The sequence below is a fragment of the Chloracidobacterium sp. genome, from assembly GCA_025057975.1.
GTDB lineage: Bacteria > Acidobacteriota > Blastocatellia > Chloracidobacteriales > Chloracidobacteriaceae > Chloracidobacterium.
Window position 1 is genome coordinate 1 of record JANWUV010000055.1, and the last position, 594, is coordinate 594.

Annotated in this window: 1 protein-coding gene; it reads left to right on the plus strand. The window is 58.9% G+C overall.

The window, feature by feature from the left end; genetic code table 11:
* Window positions 1–594 (plus strand): glucose-6-phosphate isomerase (gene pgi / locus NZ585_15040; GenBank protein ID MCS7081344.1); only part of this gene is annotated, 594 nt, incomplete at both ends.

Genomic DNA, 594 nt, shown 5'->3' on the forward strand with positions numbered 1-594 from the left:
GACATTCGCGCCGTCAACGGGGAAAAATTCACCGACATTGTCTCCATTGGCATTGGCGGTTCCGCCTTGGGTCCCCAATTTGTTAGCCAAGCTGTCGCGCCAGTGCATCCCCCACTAGACATTCACTTCATTGACAACACCGACCCGGCGGGGATCGACTGGCTGGTGCAACAGCTCGGCGACCGGTTGCAGACCAGTTTGATTCTGGTCATTTCCAAATCCGGCAGCACGCCCGAACCCCGCAACGGCATGTGGGAAATCCAGCGGGTATTTCGAGAACGCGGTTGGCCTTTTGCTCCCCAAGCCGTTGCCATTACCATGCCAGGGAGTGAGTTAGACCAAACGGCGCAGCGCGAGCAATGGTTGGCGCGATTTCCCATGTTTGATTGGGTCGGGGGGCGGACGTCGGAACTGGCGACGGTGGGCTTGGTTCCAGCAGCGTTGCAGGGGATTCCTATCCGGGAGATGTTGCGTGGGGCACGGGAGATGGACCAGGTCACGCGGATTCACGATGTGCGCCAAAACCCAGCTGCATTATTGGCGCTGGCCTGGTATGCCATTGGGCGGGGGCGCGGCTTAAAAGATATGGTCGTT